This is a genomic window from Leeuwenhoekiella sp. NPDC079379 (assembly GCF_044542075.1).
Lineage (GTDB): Bacteria > Bacteroidota > Bacteroidia > Flavobacteriales > Flavobacteriaceae > Leeuwenhoekiella.
In genome coordinates this window covers 63,389-82,591 of record NZ_JBITTU010000009.1, presented here as the reverse complement: position 1 = coordinate 82,591, position 19,203 = coordinate 63,389, and the positions used below count along the sequence as shown (strand labels likewise).

At 36.5% G+C, this 19,203-nt stretch carries 17 protein-coding genes; 8 read left to right on the top strand and 9 right to left on the bottom strand.

All coding sequences use genetic code 11. From position 1 onward, the window contains the following. Positions 1-203: 203 nt before the first annotated feature. Together ACIGAM_RS15455 and ACIGAM_RS15450 are read left to right on the top strand one after the other, a co-directional pair. Complete coding sequence (locus ACIGAM_RS15455) at positions 204-2,273, top strand: M1 family metallopeptidase (RefSeq protein ID WP_396512374.1); 2,070 nt, start codon at positions 204-206, stop codon at positions 2,271-2,273. Then, on the top strand, positions 2,273-3,196 hold the full coding sequence (locus ACIGAM_RS15450) for a patatin family protein (protein ID WP_396512373.1): 924 nt from the start codon (positions 2,273-2,275) through the stop codon (positions 3,194-3,196). The genes ACIGAM_RS15455 and ACIGAM_RS15450 overlap by 1 nt, the downstream gene beginning before the upstream one ends. Positions 3,197-3,201: 5 nt before the next feature. On the opposite strand, the gene ACIGAM_RS15445 is transcribed toward ACIGAM_RS15450, so the two are convergent. The 7 genes from ACIGAM_RS15445 to ACIGAM_RS15415 form a co-directional block, all read right to left on the bottom strand. Next, a complete protein-coding gene (locus tag ACIGAM_RS15445; RefSeq protein WP_396512372.1) occupies positions 3,202-3,600 on the bottom strand; it encodes a hypothetical protein in 399 nt (132 codons plus the stop codon). Positions 3,601-3,698: 98 nt separating this feature from the next. Beyond that, a complete protein-coding gene (locus tag ACIGAM_RS15440) occupies positions 3,699-5,159 on the bottom strand; it encodes a potassium/proton antiporter (protein WP_396512371.1) in 1,461 nt (486 codons plus the stop codon). Between the two features lie 100 nt (positions 5,160-5,259). Next, positions 5,260-5,778: a DUF3124 domain-containing protein gene (locus ACIGAM_RS15435; protein WP_396512370.1), complete on the bottom strand. Its 519-nt coding sequence runs from the start codon at positions 5,776-5,778 to the stop codon at positions 5,260-5,262. Positions 5,779-5,937: 159 nt separating this feature from the next. After that, on the bottom strand, positions 5,938-6,456 hold the full coding sequence (locus ACIGAM_RS15430) for a hypothetical protein (protein ID WP_396512369.1): 519 nt from the start codon (positions 6,454-6,456) through the stop codon (positions 5,938-5,940). 3 nt (positions 6,457-6,459) lie between these two features. Further along, positions 6,460-8,073: an FMN-binding glutamate synthase family protein gene (locus tag ACIGAM_RS15425; RefSeq protein WP_396512368.1), complete on the bottom strand. Its 1,614-nt coding sequence runs from the start codon at positions 8,071-8,073 to the stop codon at positions 6,460-6,462. 242 nt (positions 8,074-8,315) lie between these two features. Then, positions 8,316-9,596, bottom strand: a complete 1,281-nt coding sequence (locus tag ACIGAM_RS15420) for an amidohydrolase (protein WP_396512367.1) — start codon at positions 9,594-9,596, stop codon at positions 8,316-8,318. An 8-nt stretch (positions 9,597-9,604) separates the two neighbouring features. Then, on the bottom strand, positions 9,605-10,150 hold the full coding sequence (locus ACIGAM_RS15415; RefSeq protein ID WP_396512366.1) for a DsrE family protein: 546 nt from the start codon (positions 10,148-10,150) through the stop codon (positions 9,605-9,607). 198 nt (positions 10,151-10,348) lie between these two features. Here ACIGAM_RS15415 and ACIGAM_RS15410 point away from each other — a divergent pair, with 198 nt between their 5' ends. Further along, a complete protein-coding gene (locus ACIGAM_RS15410; RefSeq protein ID WP_396512365.1) occupies positions 10,349-12,676 on the top strand; it encodes an ATP-dependent helicase in 2,328 nt (775 codons plus the stop codon). Between the two features lie 33 nt (positions 12,677-12,709). On the opposite strand, the gene ACIGAM_RS15405 is transcribed toward ACIGAM_RS15410, so the two are convergent. Then, positions 12,710-13,534, bottom strand: a complete 825-nt coding sequence (locus ACIGAM_RS15405) for a UDP-2,3-diacylglucosamine diphosphatase (RefSeq protein ID WP_396512364.1) — start codon at positions 13,532-13,534, stop codon at positions 12,710-12,712. 158 nt (positions 13,535-13,692) lie between these two features. Here ACIGAM_RS15405 and aroC point away from each other — a divergent pair, with 158 nt between their 5' ends. The 5 genes from aroC (at position 13,693) to ACIGAM_RS15380 (ending at position 18,552) form a co-directional block, all read left to right on the top strand. Then, positions 13,693-14,757: a chorismate synthase gene (gene aroC, locus ACIGAM_RS15400; RefSeq protein ID WP_396512363.1), complete on the top strand. Its 1,065-nt coding sequence runs from the start codon at positions 13,693-13,695 to the stop codon at positions 14,755-14,757. A gap of 131 nt (positions 14,758-14,888) precedes the next feature. Continuing rightward, a complete protein-coding gene (locus tag ACIGAM_RS15395; protein ID WP_035899716.1) occupies positions 14,889-15,302 on the top strand; it encodes an MbcA/ParS/Xre antitoxin family protein in 414 nt (137 codons plus the stop codon). An 8-nt stretch (positions 15,303-15,310) separates the two neighbouring features. Next, positions 15,311-15,763 (top strand): RES family NAD+ phosphorylase, encoded by a 453-nt coding sequence (locus tag ACIGAM_RS15390; RefSeq protein WP_396512362.1) that lies wholly within the window; start codon positions 15,311-15,313, stop codon positions 15,761-15,763. Between the two features lie 74 nt (positions 15,764-15,837). Next, complete coding sequence (locus ACIGAM_RS15385) at positions 15,838-17,283, top strand: dicarboxylate/amino acid:cation symporter (RefSeq protein WP_396512361.1); 1,446 nt, start codon at positions 15,838-15,840, stop codon at positions 17,281-17,283. Between the two features lie 135 nt (positions 17,284-17,418). Further along, positions 17,419-18,552: a hypothetical protein gene (locus tag ACIGAM_RS15380; protein ID WP_396512360.1), complete on the top strand. Its 1,134-nt coding sequence runs from the start codon at positions 17,419-17,421 to the stop codon at positions 18,550-18,552. On the opposite strand, the gene ACIGAM_RS15375 is transcribed toward ACIGAM_RS15380, so the two are convergent. After that, positions 18,532-19,194 carry a haloacid dehalogenase type II gene (locus ACIGAM_RS15375; RefSeq protein ID WP_396512359.1) on the bottom strand — a complete coding sequence of 221 codons (663 nt, stop codon included), beginning with the start codon at positions 19,192-19,194 and terminating at the stop codon, positions 18,532-18,534. The two genes, ACIGAM_RS15380 and ACIGAM_RS15375, sit on opposite strands and share 21 nt — an antisense overlap. Between the last annotated feature and the right edge of the window lie 9 nt (positions 19,195-19,203).

Below are 19,203 nucleotides of genomic sequence, written 5' to 3'. Positions count from 1 at the left end.
AAGAACGAAGATATAAAACCCAAATATTTTATTCGCGTTTTACTCAATAATCGAGGTTAAAATCTATTATGTCTTGTCTTAAAAATAAGGTTGTTGATTTTCACGAGATAATGGTCTTTAGTCAAGCTAATTTACTTTGTTTTTAAAGGAGTAGTTTTAAAATCAAATCCTTAATTTGGCAGGCTATTAGATAGCATGACTTTATGAAATTGATTATTACGGTTTTTTTCGCTTTTTTAACAAGCGTAATTTATAGCCAGCAGACCGAAACGGTTGACTTTGAACGTATTTACGCACTCCTTGATTTTGATTTTGCAAACGGTACCGTTACCGGCGATATGGAAATTAAATTTACCATGCTTGAAGATGCAGACTTTGTGTACCTTAATGCAAAGAACATTACAAAATATGCTTCTACCTTAAACGGTAAATTAATAAGTACGCATACAGATGATGGGCGTATGATTTTTACTCGAAGTTTTATTAAAGGAGAGACGTATTCATTAATTTTAAATTATACCGCAAAACCAGATAAGGCGCTATACTTTGTAAACAATGGTGGTTTTCAGCAAATCTGGACGCAAGGGCAGGGCAAATACACTTCTAACTGGTTACCTAGTATAGACGATATGAATGATAAGATAGAATTTGACCTATCTATTATTGCATATCCCGGTCAAGAGGTTGTGTCTAACGGTGTTCTTGTAGAGAAAGAAGAAAAAGGAGATAAGTTTATCTGGCACTACGAGATGACAGAGCCTATGTCTAGCTATCTTGTAGCTGTTGTTCTTGGTGATTATAAAAAGATAAAATATGTTTCAGACTCCGGTATACCTATGGAGTTATACTATTATCCTTCAGATTCTTTAAAGGTTTTAACGACATATAAATATAGTAAAGAGATCTTTAATTACTTAGAAGAAGAAATAGGTGTTAAGTTTCCGTGGCCTGTATATAGACAAGTTCCTGTTAAAGACTTTTTATATGCCGGTATGGAAAATACGATGGCTACCATATTTAGCGATCAATTTGTAGTAGACCGTAATGGTTTTATAGATCGCAATTATGTAAGTGTAAATGCACACGAACTCGCACATCAGTGGTTTGGCGATTATGTAACTGAAACTTCAGGGACACATCACTGGCTGCAGGAAGGCTTTGCTACTTATTATGCATTGCTCGCAGAGCGGAAAGTTTTTGGGGATGATTATTTCTATTGGAAACTGTATCAATCTGCCGAAGAATTAAAGACACTTAGTGATAAAGGTAAAGGTGAGCGATTATTAGACCCTAAGGCAAGCTCTCTTACATTTTATCAAAAAGGTGCCTGGGCACTACATATCCTGCACGAAAAAATAGGGGATGAGGCATTCAAAGCCGGAATAAAAAGTTATCTGAATACTCATAAATTTAAAAACGTCACTACCGAAGATTTCCTGAAAGAAATGCGTATTGCAAGCGGCGAAGATTTAATTGATTTTGAAAAAGACTGGTTGCAGCAAACTGCATTTCAGGATAAAGCTGCATTAGAGGTACTAAAAAAGTCACCTTTAATCCAAAAGTATATGCGTGTTGTCGCAATGCGCAATGTTCCGTTTAGTAAAAAGCAAAACAAACTTTTAGATTTGTTGGCTTTACCTGATGAGTACACAGGACAAGAGGCAATTTACCAGCTTTCTGATGTTTCTCCGGGTGCGGCTTCTCGTATTTATGAGCGTGCGTTCTACACTAACAATCCCTGGGTGCGCCAGGCGATTGCTTTAACGGTGCAAAAAGTACCTGCAGAGATGAAAACTAACTATGAGAGACTGCTTAATGATGATTCTTATGTAACCCGTGAGCAGGCCTTACTTAATTTATGGACCTCATTTCCTTCAGATAGACATAAATATTTAAACCAGATGAAGGGCATACAAGGCTTTTCAGATTATAATATAGAAATCACCTGGCTTGCGCTTGCTATATCAACTTTAGATTATGAGGAGGCCTTCATACGTGATCACTTTTTTAGACTCACCCGTTTTACTGGAAGTAGATATTCTTATGCTATAAGACAAAATGCCTTTCAAAAACTATATCAGTTACAATTGTTTGAGCCTAAAAGTTTAGAAAATTTGATTGATGGTTGTTTTCATATAAATTGGAGATTTTCTGAGTCTTGCCGCGGAATTTTAGATATGCTTATAAAAGATCCTGAATGGAAAAAAGAACTTAAAAAGCTGAAGCTAAAAGAAGATAAGCAACAGAAATATCTAGACGAAAAATTGACCTAATGAGAGCTTTGGTAATTTCTGGTGGGGGTAGTAAAGGTGCTTATGCCGGTGGCGTGGCTCAATACCTTATGGAAGAATTAGGTCATAAATATGATCTTTTTTTAGGTACTTCTACCGGAAGTCTTTTAATTTCTCAACTTGCAAATAACAACATTCAGCGTGCGTATGAGGTTTACACAAACGTTAACCAGAACACCATATTTAATGTAAACCCGTTTAATATTAAATCTAAAGGTGATCGGGAATACGTATCTATCAATTACTGGAACACCGTCTGGCAATTTATGCGACGTAAACGCACTTTTGGTGAAAGCAAAAATTTACTTAAGAATATTAAAAAAAATCTTTCCCGAAGTGAGTTTGAACATATAAAAAAAACTGCGGCAGATGTAGTAGTTACTGTATCTAATCTGTCAAAGAATACGGTGGAATATAAGTCTATTCGAAACTGGAATTACGATGATTTTTGTGAGTGGATCTGGATTAGTTGCAACTACGTGCCATTTATGAGCCTGGTAAATAAAAATGGTTATGAGTATGCAGATGGGGGCTTTGGTTGTATTGTGCCCATACGAGAAGCGATACGCCGCGGCGCGACAGAAGTTGATGCCATAATTCTTGAGTCAGAGAATATGGAGTATAACAAGGTTCTGGGTAAAAATCCGTTTTCGTTAATGGTGAATTTATTTGGTTTTTTGATGGATCAGGTAGAATATCATGATGTAATTGTAGGTAAGCTTGCTGCTATTAATAAAGACGTACCTCTTAATCTGTATTACACGCCATCAAAACTTACCGAAAACAGTCTTATTTTTAATAAAAAATTAATGACTAACTGGTGGCAACAAGGTTGGGAATATGCCGCAGATAAAGCAAAACAAGCACAAGATAATAAGCTTAAGGAAATTTCAGAAACAGATTAAGTAGGTTAATTGACTGTGATGGTTTTTTCAATAAATGTATCTGTAGCGCTTTTAAAACGTAATGTATAAACGCCGGTTTCAGTAGGCGTAAAAGTATATAAAGCTACTCGTGTAGGTACATCCATCGTGCAAATACATCCTTTATAAATTGCTTCAACAGTTACGGTTATTGTATTTCCATCTATAGTTTCTGTAAATTCGTTAAACAAACCACAGCCATTAGTCACAGGAAAATACACTTCTAAGATTAAATCTTTATTTACCTCGGTTTCTGTTTGACCTTTAACATCAATGACTACAGCTTCAGCAGTGCTCTCGCAATCTTGATCTTCAGTATCTTTAGTAGTTGAGCATTGCAATGAAAGAAATGCTACAATAGCCAGTAATATAAATTTGAATTTCATTTGTGGTTTTAAAGCAGATGCAAAAATTAGAGAGAGGTTGCGTATTAGTTATTAGTTTATTTTCCGCTTTGCGAAAAAAGCAGTGAATACTTTAAAATTTATCTATTTAAACAGACTTCAACTTCTTCAATACCTTCTTCGTTTTCAGATAAAACAACCAGTGTATCGTTTTTATTGATCACCGTAGAACCTTTAGGCGTTAAAAATTTATCGTTGCGCTTTATCATAGCGATAATTGCAGTTTTAGGAAATCCTAATTCTACAATTTTCTTGTCTACAGCATAACATCGTGGTGTTATTACAATCTCTTTCATTGCAGTTTTTGGTATTTCAGAAATAAAACGTGCAACATCTGCCTGCGAGTCTTTTGCCTCAGGTAGAGCAACACCTAGCCATTTTGCAACTATAGATAGTGTAGTTCCCTGAATTAATACCGAAGTTACAGAGATGAAGAATACAATATTAAAAATCATATTCGCTTTCTCAATACCGGCCAGAAGCGGGTAGGTGGCAAACACAATAGGTGCTGCACCGCGTAAACCTACCCAGGAAATATACAGTCGTCTTCTCAGTTTCATTTTAAAGAATGCCAGACTTATAAACACACCTACCGGGCGAGCGATAAAAATTAAAAATAAAGAAACCACGATACCTATACCAAAGAAAGGAACGATCTCTGAAGGAAATACCAGTAATCCCAAAGTAAGAAACAGTACGATCTGCATAAGCCAGGCGAGCCCGTCAAACATTTTAAGAATAGTTTGCTTATGTATCAAATCTTGATTTCCTAGATAAACCGAACATATATATATTGCTAGAAAGCCGTTACCACCTATTGATTCTGTAGCAGAGAAGGTTATAAACATTAAGGCGATTACTAAAACGGGATATAAACCTTCAAAACCTAACTCAATTTTATTAATAATGAATTTACTGAGTTTACCAAAAACGAAACCGGCAATCCCACCTACAATCATTTGTTGTAAAAGCAAGGGAATAACAGAAAAAACACTTTGATCCTGATTGATTACAAGCGTCAGAAAAGCAATTGTAAGCACGTATGCCATAGGGTCGTTACTTCCGCTCTCTAATTCTAGGGTAGGTCTTAAATTGGTTTTAAGAGCCAGGCTTTTTGATCTTAATATTGAAAATACTGCAGCAGCATCTGTAGACGATACTATTGAGCCCAGAAGCAGACTTTCATAAATGGTAAAATCGGTTAAGTAAAAAACAAACAAACCAAGCGTTACAGCGGTAAAAAGAACGCCCAATGTAGAAAGTAGTAACCCTTGTCGTAAAATAGGTTTAACACTCGACCAGTGAGTGTCTAAACCCCCTGAAAATAAGATGAAGTTGAGAGATACGATACCTATAAATTGGGCGATCTCCATATCGTCAAATATAATACCTCCTATACCGTCTGAGCCGGCAGCCATTCCTATACCCAAAAATAACAACAAGGTAGGAACTCCAAATCTATAAGATGTTTTACCAACTACGATACTTATGAAGAGCAGCAGCGAACCTATTAAAACAATATTCTCAATAGTGATATTCACGTGTAGGGATTTTAAGTTGTAAAAATAGGAATTAAGCGTTAACGTTTAAATCTTAGCAGTAAATACTGAAATTAAGATTATAGTAGCGTTGCTTATAGCCTTATTTTATGCGTTTGCCTTGAGTTGTAAAAGAAAGGCCTTGCTGACCTCGGGTTGATATCATAATGGCTTCAAAAATAGGATCTGTAAGCGTGTCATTATTTAGCCAGTCAAAGATAAAATTTGCGCCGGTACCACCGGTATCATCAGATTCTTCGATAATAATATCTACCGTTTCTAAAGGTTTGATAAATATGGGATAATCAAAATAAGTACGTATAAGTTCGCCGGATGTGCTGTAATACGCTGCTTTCGTAAGGTAAATAGAGTCCTTGTCGCTGGTATTTCGCATACTTACAGTAACGGTAAGATCGTGCGTATTATGTTCTGATGTACTGTAAATCTCAGAGTAGATGCCCAGATAGGTTCGTGCTTCTGTTAATGAATCATCTACAGGTATTGTTGCACTCCTTTTTTTCCAGTTGATAGGATTTATAGAACTCATTTCTTTCTCCTGCTCACAAGAGCAAGTGATTAAAGCAATGAATAAAAATAGACTAAGTGATTTGATGAGTTTCATAAATTCAAAAATAGCATATCAAAAATTAGTAAACTGTTTTTATTAAGTATGTACATCGCTAATTTATAAATTAGTAGGACACAGCAGTTTTAAATTTAATTGAAGAATATAATTAGTCCTTAGATTACAGCGTTTCCCAATACTTCAATAAGCTTCTTTTTAATTCAAAAGTTCCTGTACCTCAGTCTTTAAATAGCTAAGAGCAACACTTATAGGATTTTCAGCCTCAGAAAAATTTGATATCATTTTCTCTCTTAATGCATGAGCATCTGCTACAGTGTTATCTAAGACAAGTTTGCGTAACTGGGCTATCAATGTGTTTTTTGAAGATTTAATAACATTCCAGCATTCATCAGACATGTAAATTTGCTGCGATAAATTATGCTCAAATTCTTGTTGTAATTGTGCGATAACAGATTCTACATAATTTTTTTTGTCTGTAGAATTAGGATGAACACGCAGTAATAATTGAAGCGGATTAGAGCGTTCTAAGAACAAGGTTAATCGCTCATAAGCCTGTAAACGTAAGGGTAGCGTTTCGGTTTGTAATTCTTTGTGTAATAAAAAACGTCTGCGTTTATCTTCATTTTTGAGAAAACCATCAAAAAAATAGTACGCTAATCCACCTACTACTAGTGCCGGTAATACCGGTATTAAAAAATTTAAAATATCATCCATAATCTAATAACGTACTTCTTTTTTAGTTTCTACTTGTATTTTTCTGCCTGCAGTTTCTTTATCATAATTGCCACCTAAATATTCACAATCTAGAATTTCATTCATTCCGTTAAAAGGAACTTCTACTTTGTGATAACTAAAACACGCAGCCAGTGTCTGTGTTAAGTTTTTGTCGCCCAGGCTCAAATCAACATCTTCGGTGGTTAATTGACAGGGATGCTCGTAGCCACAGGCGTGGGTAATTTCTATTAATTCCTTCCTGAAATTTTTAAAATAGAAATTGGTACGTACAGCTTTGTCTTCAATATTAATACCAGATTGTAGCCATTTATTTTGCGTAGCAACACCGCTGGGACAGGTGTTGTTATGACAGGCTTTTGCTTGAATACAACCTATTGAAAGCATAGCCTCACGTGCAACGTTAATAACATCAACGCCCATTGCAAAAGCCATTGCGCCTTTTGCGGGTAGCCCTAATTTACCACTACCTATAAAAACAATACGCTCTGTTAAATTGTGTTTTTTAAATATCTTATAAAGGTCGCTAAATGCATATACAAAAGGAAGAGAAACGTGATCTGCAAAACTAGGAGGTGCTGCACCGGTACCACCTTCGCCACCATCTACCTGAATAAAATCTGGACCTTTACCAGATTTTACCATGAGCTGAGCCAGTTTTTCCCAGTCCTGAAGTTTTCCTATTGCGGCCTTGATTCCTACAGGAAGCCCGGTAGCATTAGCAATATCTTCAACAAATTTTAATAAGCCTTCAACCCCTTCAAATGCAGAATGGGTAGCTGGGGAAATAACATCTTTACCCATAGGTACGTGACGTATTTCAGAAATTTCCTGAGTGATTTTTGACGCGGGCAAAACGCCACCTTTCCCGGGTTTTGCACCTTGTGATAGTTTTACTTCAATCGCTTTAACTTCTGGGTTTGCTTCAACTAAAGCAATTAATTTTTCCATAGAAAAATTACCGGCTTCATCACGTACTCCAAAATAACCGGTTCCTATTTGAAATACAACATCTGCACCCTGTTTATGATAGGGTGAGAGACCGCCTTCGCCGGTATTGTGATAAGCGTGCGCCAGTTTACAACCTTTATTAAGAGATTCTATAGCTCGGGCAGAAAGCGATCCAAAACTCATTGCCGAGATATTAATCGCAGAGCCAGGTCTGTAAGGTTTTCGGCGTTTATTATGAAGCCCCATTACTTTTGCACAAGGTAAAAAATACGGGTTTTTTGAATTGGGATGATCTAAAGGGGCTTTAAAACCCATCATCGCATTGTTTATAAAAATGTAATTGGCTTCGTAAATATTTTGATCTGTACCAAAACCTTCATAGTTATTTTCATTTTTTGCTGAAGCATAAATCCAGCCGCGTTCTATACGGTTAAAAGGAAGTTCTTCACGATTGCTTGCTACTATATACTGGCGTAATTCTGGGCCAATACTCTCAAGCATATACCGCATATGACCTACAATAGGAAAGTTGTGCGTTATGATGTGTTTTTTATTGAAAAAAATATCCCGAACGGCGATTACAATTAAAAACGCGATAAGCCAGATCCACCACGGAATACTAGACAAAAAAGAAAGAATTTCATTCATAGGTAGGTATTCATTACAGTTTTCAAACTTACAGATTTACAGACTTCTTTATTACGAGTTTGAGAAAAATTACTATAGAATAATGCTGCTTAGATCTTACAGATCTTAAAACCCAAGCGATACAAATAATTAAGATTTATAGCTAATGGATATTTGAAGTTTGAATACTTTCTTAAATTAATTAACCCACAAGTAGCATTACTTGTGGGTTAGATCAATGATTAATTACAACAATATAAGACCTATTTTTTATTAAGATAATCTAGCGTCAACTGGCTCATTACTTTAACTCCAAGCAACATACCTGCGTCGTCAATTTGAAAATCTGGTGTATGGTGTGGGTAGGCTTCTTTGTTACCCGGCGTCATCCCACCCAGAAAAAAGTATAAGCCCGGCACTTCTTCCTGAAAATAACTAAAATCTTCGCCGCCTGTTGTAGCTTTTACAAGGTTTACCTTATCTGCTCCTGCAACTTTTTGAAGCGTGGGTAGCATTTGTTCTGTAAGTGCCTCGTCATTATAGGTGATTGCAGTATTTGATTGAAATTCTATGGTCGCACTTCCTCCATAGGCTTTTGCAAGACCTTCAGTCATTTCTGTCATTCTGCGAATAATAAGTTCGCGCATATTAGGATCAAGCGTGCGTACTGTACCTATAAGCTCTGCACTTTCGGGAATAATATTAAATCGTACTCCAGAGGTTATTTTACCTACCGTAATCACTGCAGGTTCTACTAATAAATTTGACTCTCTACTTATTATAGATTGAAAACCGTCTATAATTTTAGATGAAATGTAAATAGGATCTACGCCTCCCCAGGGCTGTGAGCCATGTGTTTGTTTGCCATTTACTTTTACGACAAAGCGTTCTACAGCGGCCATAATACCACCCGGTTTGTAATTGATTTGACCTACAGGTGTAGCACTATTTATATGAAGGCCAAAAATCGCATCTACATCAGGATTTTTAAGAACCCCTTCTTTTATCATTAAAGAAGCACCACCTTCTTCTCCCGGTGGCGGTCCTTCTTCAGCAGGTTGAAAAATAAATTTTACGGTACCGTTAATCTTATCTTTATGCTTTGAAAGTATTTCTGCTACTCCCATTAGAATAGCAACATGGGTATCGTGACCACAGGCGTGCATTACCCCGGTTTCTGTGCCTAGAAAATTTGCAGTAACATTACTTTTAAAGGCTAAATCATTACGTTCTGTTACAGGCAATGCGTCTATATCTGCACGTAAGGCAACTACCTTACCCGGTTTTTTTCCTTTTAAGATACCTACAACACCGGTTTTTGCAATTTCTGTTTGAACCTCAATACCCAGCGATTTTAAATGTGCTGCAATTTTTGCAGCGGTCTCAAACTCCTGATTACTCAATTCTGGATGCTCGTGAATATCGTGGCGCCAGTTTATGACTTTATCTTCAATAGATTCTGCAGCTTTCATTATCGAGGCATCAGGAGACTGCGCAAATGCAGTTAAACCAATACTGAAGAAAAGAATGTTTAGTTTTTTCATATAGATTTTTAAAAAGAGATTAAAGCGTAGTTTAAATTTTGATAGTATATAAGTGCATTCATCGCAGATAATGCAAGTTGCGTATGTTGCCATCTTTTTTCTGATGTTATATCACGCGCTCCAGCAGTTTGACCGCATAGTACTACAGGTATTTTCAATTTATGTAACTGCTCTAAGAGTTCGATATTGGGATTGTCAACACCATATTTTTCTTTGTAAAAATCATTTTTTAGTAGACTAAAAGCAGCACTGCCGTGAATTACTAGCGCAGGTTTTAATTGGTTTTGTGGTACACCTGCAGCGTGGTTCATATTTAAAAAACGGGCTACAGTATTTAAATAAGGGTTGAGTTCTGAAGGGTTTTCTGGAGACTTCGAGATATCAAAAACTACTTCATACGTTTGAGTAATATCTAAAGGAATATCAAGTTTAGGAACAGTATAAGTAGATCCAAAATTAGTAATAAGAGATCCTGTGATTTTTTCTTGCGCTCGTAAATTTTGAGAAAAAACACTTATAAAAATAAAAAGAGCAAAAGCATATTTAAAGCGCATAGTGGATAATTATAGCTTAAAGATATTTAAAATTCATTAAAGGTTGTATCTCAAGTGCTAATTTCATTTTATTACAGAATTGTAGTGTATAGAAATCGTCTGTTTTTTACCTGATACTTTTTTTGATAACTATATGCATTATAGGTCGGGTAAAAAGCTAAGATTCCTTAATTTTCACTTCTTAAAAAATCTATTGTTTTGGAGGCACTTTTAGAAGGATTAAATGAAGCACAACGTGCACCGGTATTACAAAAAGACGGGGCGATGATGGTGATTGCCGGTGCAGGTTCTGGTAAAACGCGTGTACTTACGATGCGTATCGCATACCTAATGCAGCAGGGGGTAGATGCATTTAATATATTATCTCTAACGTTTACCAATAAGGCCGCTCGCGAGATGAAAACGCGAATAGGTACTATAGTGGGAAACAGTGAAGCTAAAAACCTGTGGATGGGTACCTTTCACTCTGTTTTTGCTAAAATTCTACGTATTGAAGGGCATCATTTAGGTTTTCCTCCAAACTTCACGATTTATGATAGTCAGGATTCTCAGCGTCTTATTTCAGCTATTATCAAAGAAATGGGGCTTGATAAAGATATTTATAAATACAAGCAGGTACACAGTCGTATTTCTTCCTTTAAAAACAGTTTGATAACCGTAAAGGCCTACTTTCAAAATCCAGAATTGATGGAAGCTGATGCGATGGCAAAAAAGCCACGTATAGGTGAGATTTACAAAGAGTACGTAGATCGTTGTTTTAAAGCAGGCGCAATGGATTTTGATGATTTACTGCTGCGCACAAATGAATTGCTCGCACGTTTTCCAGAAGTACTAGCCAAGTATCAGAAACGTTTTCAATATATTCTTGTAGATGAGTACCAGGATACAAACCACTCACAATATTTAATTGTAAAAGCGCTGGCAGACCGCTATCAGAATATTTGTGTGGTAGGAGATGATTCACAAAGTATTTACGCCTTCCGTGGTGCAAATATTAATAATATATTAAACTACCAGAAAGATTATGATGATGTAAAAGTCTATCGTCTGGAGCAAAATTACAGATCTACAAAGAATATTGTAGAAGCAGCAAACTCTGTTATTGAACATAACAAAACCAAGCTTGATAAAATTGTCTGGACGGCAAATGACGACGGACCCAAAATAATTGTGCACCGCTCATTAACAGATGGTGAAGAAGGGCGTTATGTAGCAAGTACCATATTTGAGCAAAAGATGAACAAGCAGCTCAAGCACAGTGATTTTGCTATATTATATAGAACTAATGCGCAATCTCGTGCGATGGAAGACGCTTTGCGTAAACGGGAAATACCGTATCGTATTTTCGGGGGATTATCGTTCTACCAGCGTAAAGAGATTAAAGATGTTTTAGCGTATTTACGAGTATTAACAAACCCCAATGATGAAGAAGGTTTAAAGCGTATAATTAACTTCCCTGCACGAGGTATAGGCGCAACAACCATAGACCGTCTGGTAATCGCTGCAAAGACGTATAATAAATCAATTTTTGAGGTGATGGAGAATATTCAGCACCTTGAGATACAAATTAATAATAGTACAAAAAACAAGCTCTACAACTTCGTCAATATGATTAAGAGTTTTCAGATTACTGCTGAAAACGCCGATGCTTTTGTTACTGCTGAAGAAGTAGCCCGTAAAACAGGATTGCTTCAGGAATTAAAAAAAGATGGCACGCCTGAAGGTATTGCACGTATCGAAAATATTGAAGAGCTGTTAAACGGTATTCGTGATTTTGTCGAAGGCCAGAAAGAAATCGTAGATGCGACCGGTTCACTCGCCGAATTTTTAGAAGATGTAGCCCTTGCTACAGATCTTGATAAGGAGGTAGATGATGTAGATCGGGTGTCTTTAATGACGATTCACTTGGCAAAAGGACTAGAATTCCCATATGTTTTTGTGGTAGGTATGGAAGAAGATTTATTCCCTAGCGGAATGAGTATGAATACCCGTAGCGAGCTTGAAGAGGAGCGTAGATTATTTTATGTTGCATTAACGCGTGCAGAGCATCAAGCTTATTTAACATATACCGAATCGCGTTATCGCTGGGGAAAATTGATAGACGCAGAACCCAGTCGTTTTATTGAAGAGATTGATGACTCATTTCTTGATATACAAACGCCTATGGAATCTTACAGGTATAAGCCCCTTGTAGATACAGATATTTTTGGGGAACCAGATAAAACTAAGTTACGACTTAAAAAACCGGTTGCCGGAAGCGCACCCACCGTAGGAAAACCTACACCGGGACAATTACAGAAATTAAGAAAATTAAGACCTGAAAGTACGAGTACACCATCTTTTAAAACAGATGATTTAAATGGAAATTTAAAAGCAGGAAGTAGAGTAGAACACAACCGTTTTGGTCACGGAGAAGTATTAGGAATTGAAGGAATAGGACAGGATCAAAAAGCAGAAATACGTTTTCAAACTGGAGGTATCAAGAAGTTGTTGTTGCGTTTTGCAAAACTGAAGATTTTAGAATAGACTAGAGGTAGTTTTAAAAAATCTAATAGTTTATTAGCTGAACATCTTTATCGAAGCCAAAAGAGCAACGGGATCAATTTCTGTATTCACCGAATCATCATCTGCAGTTACCGGTACGTTTTGCTTTTCGTATTCCATTAAAGACCATACGCCATTGTCATATTCTAAAGCAGTAAGATGCTCAATCCAGTCTCCACTGTTTAGGTAAATACAGTCTTTTTCTTTATAGAAAACTTTGCGTATTTGTGGTTGATGTATATGACCGCAAATCACGTAATCAAAGTCATTTTCAATAGCGAGCTGTGCAGCGGTCTCTTCAAAATTTGATACGAAGCTCACCGCTTTCTTTACACTGTTTTTAATTTTCTTAGAAAGAGAATATTTTGGTTTACCAAGTTTTGCAAGCCACCAGTTTATGAATCGGTTAAAAACTATTAGAAAGTCATAACCCCAGCCACCTAACTTCGCAATCCATTTAGTATGTTGTATAGAGGCATCAAAAACATCCCCGTGAAAAATCCAGGCTTTGCGACCGTCAAGATTTAAAACTAGTTTATCTACTATTGAAATATTCCCCAGATTCACAGGGCTAAATTTGCGTAATTTTTCATCGTGATTCCCGGTGATGTAAAATACTTCTGTTCCCTTAGCAGCAAGTGAAATTATTTTTTTAATCACCTGTAAATGCGATTTTGGGAAGTAGCGTTTTCTAAATTGCCATATATCTATAATATCCCCGTTAAGAACCAGCGTTTGTGGTTTAACACTTTGCAGATAATTCACGAGTTCTTTAGCGTGAGATCCATAGGTGCCTAGATGTACATCAGAAAGTACTACAAGTTCAACATTACGTTTCAAAAACTGTTATTTTAAACAAATAAAAGCCACGGATGTTACTACAGCTTTACGTGAATATTAAATTATTTTTTAGAATTAGTATTTAAGTGGTTAATTAGATGCCTTATCCCGCTAGTTTTTGGCTAAAACATTTTAATTTCGCCATTTAAATTTATGATATGGCAGGTAATACATTTGGTAAACTATTTACGCTAACAACTTTTGGAGAATCACATGGTGAAGCTATAGGTGGAATTATAGACGGTTGTCCCGCAGGAATAGAATTAGACTTAGATGCTGTTTACCGCGATATGGAGCGTCGCAAGCCGGGTCAGTCTAAAATTGTAACCCAACGAAAAGAGCCGGACTCGGTTCAGTTTTTCTCCGGAATTTTTGAAGGTAAGACTACTGGTACGCCTATAGGCTTCAATATTGTAAATACCAATCAAAAGTCTCACGACTACAGCCATATAAAAGACACCTACCGCCCTTCTCACGCAGATTATACTTATGATCAAAAGTATGGAGTACGTGATTACAGAGGTGGTGGCCGTTCTTCTGCACGGGAAACAGCAAGTCGTGTTGCGGCAGGGGCCATAGCCAAGCAAGTTTTAAAAGATGTAAAAATAAATGCATTTGTAGACTCGGTAGGCGAGATACATATGACAACCCCGTATCAGGAGCTTGATTTTTCTTTAATAGAATCTAACGATGTACGTTGCCCAGATCAGGCATTCGCCGAAAAAATGATTGATAGAATAAAAGAAATACGCAAAGAAGGAAACACTATAGGTGGTACCGTAATGTGTGTTATACAAAATGTACCGGTAGGACTGGGCGAACCTGTATTTGATAAGTTACACGCTGAGCTAGGTAAAGCAATGCTTTCTATAAATGCGGTTAAAGGTTTTGAGTATGGTAGCGGTTTTCACGGAGCTTCAATGAAAGGAAGCGAACATAACGATTTATTCAACGCAGACGGAAGTACCAAAACAAACCTGAGTGGAGGTATACAAGGGGGTATAAGCAACGGTATGGATATCTATTTCAGGGTAGCGTTTAAACCAGTAGCAACCATAATGCAAACACAGCCTACAATTGACAAAGATGGTAATGATGCAGAAATGCAAGGTAAGGGACGCCACGATCCTTGTGTAGTGCCCAGGGCAGTACCTATAGTTGAAGCAATGGCGGCTCTGGTATTAGCCGATTTCTTTTTAATTAATAAAGCTTCTAAAATTTAAGAATAACTTGATAAAGCATTAAAAACCTGAATATTTGTTCAGGTTTTTTTACGCACAGAATAAGGAAAAAATACTTTTTTGCTTAGGTAATTTTACCTAAATTTGAATAATAACAGTTAAAGGTCATAATTATGAGTTATTCAAAAATAGATCAGGATATTAATGAGGTCAATGAAGCTGCGGTTATGTATTACTTAGATAATACAGAGGTTAATTTAGCAACTTTAGATGCCTTGCGGGAGCGTTCTTTTTTTAATGAAGCTACACTTGCTGATTGGTTAAATATTAATGTAAAAACTCTTCGTAATTATAAAAATAACAACAGTGTTATTAAGGAACATGTGCAAGAAAAAATCGTCCTCTTAATGGCGTTATTCAATCACGGTAAAATGGTTTTTGGCTCATTTGAAAAATTTTCAGAGTGGTTAAAAAGTCCTAATTTCTTCTTTGATAAAAAGGCTCCTGCGGTATTTTTAAATACTTATAGTGGCACAAAGTTTATAGACAATCGCCTCACCGGGATGCAATATGGAGATAATGCTTAATTATTAATATGGAGCTTTACCGTATTGCAACAGAAAAATACGCCAATATACTTACTGCTTCTGGTGCTGCTGCAAGGTGGAATAAAGCCGGTGAGCAAATTCTGTATTCTTCATCTAGCCGAGCTCTGGCGACCCTAGAGCTTATTGTAAATTATCGTTCTATTGAGCCTGATGTAAAGTTTAAGGTTATGATACTTTCTTTAGCAGATGATAGTTCACTTATAGATTTTTTAGATAAAGAACGACTTCCTTTAAATTGGCGCGGAATTTTCGCTTATCCTGTTTTACAAAATCTGGGTTCATCTTGGTATCGCACACAAAATAGTCTCGCTTTACGTGTTCCTTCAGCTGTGATTCCTCAAGAATACAACTATCTTTTAAACACATCGCATCCTGCTTTTGCCTCAAAAGTCAAATTAGCTCATATTGAAGATTATTTTTGGGACGATAGGCTGGCATAAGCACCTGCTTCAGATTTAAATTCTGTTGATTTTGTTTATCTTTCCCAACAAGGAAAAAACACCTCTATTTTTATATGAAAAAACTAGCATTGCATTGGAAGATTATTATTGGTCTTGTCTTGGGTATTATCTGGGCTTTAATCTCTAGTCAAATGGGATGGAGCCAGTTTACTATAGACTGGATTGCTCCCTTTGGAAAAATCTTCATTAACCTTCTAAAGTTAATAGCTGTTCCACTTGTGCTTTTTTCAATAATAAGTGGTGTGGCAAATTTAGGAGATCCGGCTAGTTTAGGTAGAATGGGAGGGAAAACCCTTCTCGCTTATCTTATCACTACCGTGTTAGCCGTAAGTTTAGGTTTGCTTCTTGTTAATGTGATAGAACCCGGTAAGCTTGTTGATGAGCAGAGCCGTATAGATAACCGTATTAGTTATGAAATCTGGGCTGCAGATGAAGGTTATGTTATTAAAGACGGAGTTAATTATTTACAGGATCCTGAGTTTATGGAGCGTGCCAGAGAGATCTCAGATTTATCGCATAGTGAGCTTAAAGATGCTGCCGTAGATGATAAAATGAAAACCGCAGATGCAACTAAAAATGCCGGTCCGCTGCAACCACTTGTAGATATTGTACCTGATAATTTTTTTAATTCTCTTGCCGATAATGGTTTGATGTTACAGGTTATATTTTTCGGTTTATTTTTTGGGGTAAGCATGTTATTTATAGATCCTAAAAAGTCTGCACCTGTTACGCGTGCCGTTGATGGGATTATGGAGATATTTTTAAAAATGGTAGATCTGACTATGCAGGCAGCGCCATTTTTTGTTTTTGCCTTATTAGCTGGAGTAGTGAGCCAGATGGCTGGTAATGATATAGGTAAGGTGGTTGAAATATTTAAAGGTTTGAGCTGGTACTCCTTAACTGTTGTTCTAGGTTTAGCACTTATGATCTTTGTGATATATCCTATGATATTTAAAATATTTGTAAGAAAGGTTTCTTATTTTGGTTTTTTTAAAGCTATGGGACCTGCACAAACGCTTGCATTTTCCACATCAAGTAGCGCAGCAACACTTCCGGTAACGATGGAGTGTGTTGAAGATAATTTAGGAGTTGATAAAAAGGTAACCAGTTTCGTTTTGCCTATAGGAGCAACAGTTAATATGGATGGCACTTGTTTATATCAGGCTGTAGCCGTAGTTTTTCTTGCTCAGCTTCATATGATAGATCTTACTTTAGGGCAGCAGCTTACGATTGTATTAACCGCTACACTTGCATCAATAGGTTCTGCGGCGGTACCTAGCGCAGGTCTGGTAATGCTAATTATAGTTTTAGAATCTGTAGGTTTAAACCCAGCGTGGATAGGTATTATTTTTCCTGTAGATCGTATACTAGATATGTGTAGAACTGTAGTAAACGTTACAGGTGATGCAACGGTATCTTCAGTGATAGCAAAAGGTGAAGGTTTGTTTAATTACAATCCTAACAAAAGACCAGATGAAGCTTTCGATATTGAAGAATGATAATTAAATATCTAGTAATTAGGTTTTTACATTTTTTATTTCAAATAATTATACTTATTTTGGGAATCCCAATTTACTAACTGGTTATCTTAAATGACCGCTTAACTTACCATTTGCCGATCTAAATGTGTAAGTATGAGAAGAATTTTATTTTTATTTTTTATCGGAACGTATTTTTTGAATGCACAAGTTGGCATTGGCACTACAGAGCCTAGTACAGCAGCAATGCTTGAAGTAAGTAGTTTGTCTTCAGACGGTAGTTATAAAGGTTTTATGCCACCACGGGTCACTTCAGAAAGTGAGTTAAATTCTATCGCAAATCAGGCAAATGCCTCAGATATAGGGCTGCTCGTATTTTATAATAATGATGCTTTAGAGAATTGTTTGAAGATTTGGGATGGAACACAGTTTAAAAATGTTTATTGTATAAATACAACTTCTGAAATCACAGTAGCCTCATTTACTACATCTAAACAGACAATAACAGAAAATAGTGGAGGAATTCCTCTAGACTTTACCATTGAAAACCCTTCTCCCTTTAATAGTTTAATCTTAACAATTAGTGCCAGTGATTATAGCAATCTAGTCGAGGATGCTCCTGTTAAGATTACAATATCAAGAGGTTACAATACTTTTACTATAGCGTCAGCATTCAACTATTTAGATAATAGTCTCATACAAGGTAATTCTAATATAACATTTACAATAACAGAAATTTCTGGAGGAGATGGTACTCCTCAAATAGGATCTGAAAATACCCATAGTTTAGGAATTATAGATGATGATATTAAACTATGGATTAATGAATTTAGATATGAAAATACGGGTTCAGATATTGCAGCAGCAGAATTTGTGGAATTAGCTGGAAATGCATTAGATATTAGCGGTTATCAGATTGTACATTATAATGGCGCAGACGGAGAAATAATACGAACTGTTGTCTTTAGTGGAGCAATACCCGATCAACAAGCAGGATATGGCACAATTAGAACGACTATAACGCTTCAAAATGGGCCGGATGGTATTGCATTAGTAGATCCTTTAGGTAATGTATTGCAATTTATAAGCTACGAAGGTAGCTTTATAGCAAGCGAAGGTCCTGCTGCCGGTATGACAGCTTTTGATGTAGGTATTATCATGCCAACTACTGTTCCCGAAGGATATTCATTAAAACTTACTGGTATAGGGAATTCTTATAGTGATTTTGATTGGGACGGGCCGGACGTCGAAAGCCCCGGAGCTATTAATTTAGGTCAAACATTTAACTAAGGCGAGTAAGTTTTTACAATCATAATTAGGATTTTCTGCTAAAGGGTATTTAAACTTGCCTTCACGAGCGATAAAGGCAGTTTGTATACCGGCACGCTGTGCGCCTGTAATATCCCAGCCGTGAGCAGCAACTAAAAGAGTCTCTTCAGGTTTCGTATTCATTTTGCCTAGAACATATTGATAGGGTTTAGGATGCGGTTTAAAAGCCTGCGCTTCGTCTACACTATATACATTATCAAAAAGATGTTCGAGTTCAGCATTTACGATTTGTTCTCTAGCAACAGTAGAATTGCCATTGGTGAGTGCTACAAGCGTAAAACCTTTTTCTCTTAGTTTTGTTAGTGCTTCAAGCACATCTGTGTGTGGTTGGAGCTTTTTAATCATCCCAAGAATACTTTTAATCTCTTCTTCAGGGATTACTTTTTTAAACTTGGCGGCGGTCATTTCAAATGTTGCCTTGGCTATTTTGCTAAAGTCTTCGTGGTGCCCGGTCACTGCCTCTACCAGTGAGTAATGCAAAAGGGTACTAAACCAGATGTCAAAAGCAAGATCACTACTTAATGATGCGTTGATACGTCTTGCTAATGGTTTAAGATCTAATAAGGTCTCATTAACATCAAATATTATAAGTTTTGGTCTCAAATTTAATAG

Excerpts from the sequence above, each read along its gene's own strand:
- ACIGAM_RS15455 (WP_396512374.1), top strand. The coding sequence starts at position 204 with ATGAAATTGATTATTACGGTTTTTTTCGCTTTTTTAACAAGCGTAATT.
- ACIGAM_RS15450 (WP_396512373.1), top strand. The coding sequence starts at position 2,273 with ATGAGAGCTTTGGTAATTTCTGGTGGGGGTAGTAAAGGTGCTTATGCC.
- ACIGAM_RS15445 (WP_396512372.1), bottom strand. The coding sequence starts at position 3,600 with ATGAAATTCAAATTTATATTACTGGCTATTGTAGCATTTCTTTCATTG.
- ACIGAM_RS15435 (WP_396512370.1), bottom strand. The coding sequence starts at position 5,778 with ATGAAACTCATCAAATCACTTAGTCTATTTTTATTCATTGCTTTAATC.
- ACIGAM_RS15430 (WP_396512369.1), bottom strand. The coding sequence starts at position 6,456 with ATGGATGATATTTTAAATTTTTTAATACCGGTATTACCGGCACTAGTA.
- ACIGAM_RS15425 (WP_396512368.1), bottom strand. The coding sequence starts at position 8,073 with ATGAATGAAATTCTTTCTTTTTTGTCTAGTATTCCGTGGTGGATCTGG.
- ACIGAM_RS15420 (WP_396512367.1), bottom strand. The coding sequence starts at position 9,596 with ATGAAAAAACTAAACATTCTTTTCTTCAGTATTGGTTTAACTGCATTT.
- ACIGAM_RS15415 (WP_396512366.1), bottom strand. The coding sequence starts at position 10,150 with ATGCGCTTTAAATATGCTTTTGCTCTTTTTATTTTTATAAGTGTTTTT.
- aroC (WP_396512363.1), top strand. The coding sequence starts at position 13,693 with ATGGCAGGTAATACATTTGGTAAACTATTTACGCTAACAACTTTTGGA.
- ACIGAM_RS15395 (WP_035899716.1), top strand. The coding sequence starts at position 14,889 with ATGAGTTATTCAAAAATAGATCAGGATATTAATGAGGTCAATGAAGCT.
- ACIGAM_RS15390 (WP_396512362.1), top strand. The coding sequence starts at position 15,311 with ATGGAGCTTTACCGTATTGCAACAGAAAAATACGCCAATATACTTACT.
- ACIGAM_RS15385 (WP_396512361.1), top strand. The coding sequence starts at position 15,838 with ATGAAAAAACTAGCATTGCATTGGAAGATTATTATTGGTCTTGTCTTG.
- ACIGAM_RS15380 (WP_396512360.1), top strand. The coding sequence starts at position 17,419 with ATGAGAAGAATTTTATTTTTATTTTTTATCGGAACGTATTTTTTGAAT.